This is a genomic window from Mesorhizobium sp. M4A.F.Ca.ET.050.02.1.1 (assembly GCF_003997725.1).
Classification (GTDB): domain Bacteria; phylum Pseudomonadota; class Alphaproteobacteria; order Rhizobiales; family Rhizobiaceae; genus Mesorhizobium.
On sequence record NZ_RZSG01000791.1, the window covers coordinates 1 to 2,705 of the forward strand.

Here is a 2,705-nt window from a genome sequence, read left to right on the forward strand (position 1 = left end):
ACCTTGTCGGCGAGCGCCTTGAGCGCGGCACTGTCACCGCCTTGCCCCGCCGAGGATTTCAGCGCCGTCACATCGGACTTGACCTGCTCGATCGCCGTGGACAGACCCTCGACCTTGGCGGAGACTCCCTTGTCGCCGCTTTCCTTCAGCGCCGCGATCTCGCTCTTCAGCGCGGCGATCTCGCCATTGACGCCGTCGAGCGAGACGCCGCCCGACCCCGGCGCGCCGATGAGGCCGGCGAACTGCAGGCCGCCGGCTGCGGCCAGCGCGATGACGCCGCCGATCACGCCGGCGGCAATGCCATTGAGGCCGCCGCGTTTCGGCTGCGGTGCCATATAGTCCTCCCTCGCGCGGGTTGCTTTCGGCGCGTCTTCGGCGGCCGCCCTGGCCGAGGCATCCTCGAAACTGTAGTCGGAAGCGTGCGTCTGATTCGGCGGCAGGTCGGACCCAGCCGGATAGGGGCGTTCCGCCTCATCCGAGCCCTTGGCGGCGGCGTCTTCCGTTCCGGCCTGCGTTGCGGCGTCGCTGTGCTCCCAGGGCTCATGATCGACCTGGTCGGCATGCACCGGCTCCGCCGGGGCCTCGGGTTGCGAAGCGCTTGCGGCTTCCTCCGCCTCGGCCTCGACAGTCTTCGCCGCATCCTCCTCGACGATGCGCGAGACGGCGCCGGGCTCGAGTTCGATCGTCACCGGCTCGCGGCGGCTCTTCGAATGTCGCATCTTCGGCGTCTTGACCATTGCTTGGGCTCCGCAAATTGGCTTGGGATGGTTCAAAGGGTCTAGAGCTGAAGGATGCTCTAGCACATCACCAAGCGGTGAAAAGGGGCGGCGTGATGACACAGACCCTAAGCAGGCATTCCTTGGCAAGCCAACGAATGCCTGCTTAGGCATTTTGTCTTGTCGCAGATTCTTGTCGGAAAACCGTGTGACACTTTTCGGAATCTGCTTAGCGTCCGGCCAGCAATAGCCCGATCAGCGCGTCTTCCTGCGGTTCCCCGGCGACGCGAACCCGTTCGGGAGCGACGCCGTCGAGCGCTGCGGCGATACGTCCCGACAGCGCGAAAAATCTGGTCTTTTCAAAATGATCGCCGAGCGCCGGTCGCCGGATCAGGACCTGCATCGCCAGGGCGGCTTTGGCCGAATAGAGCAGGACCGCATCGACCGGCCCGCCGGACAGCCGCGCAACCACATCCGCGTCAGAATAGTTGAGCGCGATCGTGTCGTAGGTTTCGACGGCGCGGACCGGAATATCGGCCGCCGAGAGGCGCTGCTCGAAGGCAGGAAAGCGCACGCGGCCGCAGAGATAGACGATCGTCCCTGCCGGAGAGCCGCCGGCGATCGCATCGGCCAGCGCCACGGCATCGCCGGGGCCTTCGCTCACCGACACGAAGCCTGCCTTGCGCGCCGCTTCCGCAGTCCTTTCGCCAACTGCATGGCAGGGCAAGGCAGCCAGTGCGGCGATGAGCTCCCGCGACGCGTGGCGCACAGCGTTGGCGCTGGTAGCTGCGACCGCCATAGCATCCTTCCGCGCTTCGGTTGCCTTGGCCGGCAGCGCCACCGTTTCGGTCAGCGGCAGCAGGATCGGCTGAAAACCCATCTCCTCAAGCCGTTGCGCGGTACGCGAGGCGCCCGGTTCCGGCCGCGTCACCAGAACGCGGAGCATGTCAGGCCCAGCCTTCGAAGAAGGATTCGCCGGCCTTGGCCCGCACCTCCCTGGCGGCTTGCGTGCCGATCCGCGCGGCATCCCGCGCCGGCCCATCCAGCCTGACCTCATGCGACTGCGCGCCGTCGGGCGCGATGATCAATCCGGCGAAGGAGAGCTTGTCGCCCGAAATCGTCGCATGGCCGGCGATCGGCGTGCGGCAGGAACCGTCGAGCGCCGCCAGGAAAGCGCGCTCGCAGGCCAGCGCCTGGCCCGTCGGCGCGTCATGGATCGCCGCCAGCATCCTCTCGACCTCGGCATCGCCGATGCGGCTTTCTATGCAGATCGCGCCTTGCCCTGGCGCCGGCGGAAATTTTTCGAGCGACATCAGGTCGGTGACGACATGCTCCAGCCCGAGCCGTTTCAACCCGGCATAGGCGAGGATTGTGCCGTTGGCGACGCCCTCGTCCAGCTTGCGCAGCCTGGTCTGCACATTGCCGCGGAACATCACCACCTCGAGATCCGGCCGCATGCGCCGGATCAGCGCCTGGCGCCGGAGCGAGGACGACCCGACCCTGGCGCCCCGGGGCAATTCGGCGATCGTTTTCGCCGCTCTGCCGATGAAGGCGTCGCGCGCGTCCTCGCGCGGCAGGAAGGCGCAGAGTTCGAGCCCCTCCGGCAAAACCGTCGGCATGTCCTTCGAGGAATGCACGGCGATGTCGATCCTGCCCGCGAGCATCGCCTCCTCGATCTCCTTGGTGAACAGGCCCTTGCCTCCGGCTTCCGACAGCGGCCGGTCTTGGATGCGGTCGCCGCTGGTCGAGATGACGGCGATCTCGAACGCCTCTTCCGGCAGGCCGTGCGCCGCCATCAGCCGCGTCCGCGTCTCATGCGCCTGGGCAAGCGCCAGCGGGCTGCCGCGTGTTCCGATTTTCAAGGTTGTTTGCATGGCGCGCGGTCCGTGATAACCCCCGGCAAGCTGAGGTCTGCCGAGATTCAGGTCAGGCCGGGTCGAAAATGGTGGGTTCCGAGAACCGGAGCGGAGCGTACTTGAAGTACGTGAG

General features: G+C 66.8%; 2 protein-coding genes and 1 pseudogene. All 3 read right to left on the bottom strand.

The window, feature by feature from the left end; all coding sequences use genetic code 11:
* Window positions 1–737, bottom strand: a pseudogene (locus EOA33_RS31180) (phage tail protein); the annotation flags it as partial.
* A gap of 208 nt (window positions 738–945) precedes the next feature.
* Window positions 946–1,662, bottom strand: a complete 717-nt coding sequence (locus tag EOA33_RS31185; RefSeq protein ID WP_126057517.1) for a uroporphyrinogen-III synthase — start codon at window positions 1,660–1,662, stop codon at window positions 946–948.
* A gap of 1 nt (window position 1,663) precedes the next feature.
* A complete protein-coding gene (hemC, locus tag EOA33_RS31190; RefSeq protein WP_126057516.1) occupies window positions 1,664–2,590 on the bottom strand; it encodes a hydroxymethylbilane synthase in 927 nt (308 codons plus the stop codon).
* Between the last annotated feature and the right edge of the window lie 115 nt (window positions 2,591–2,705).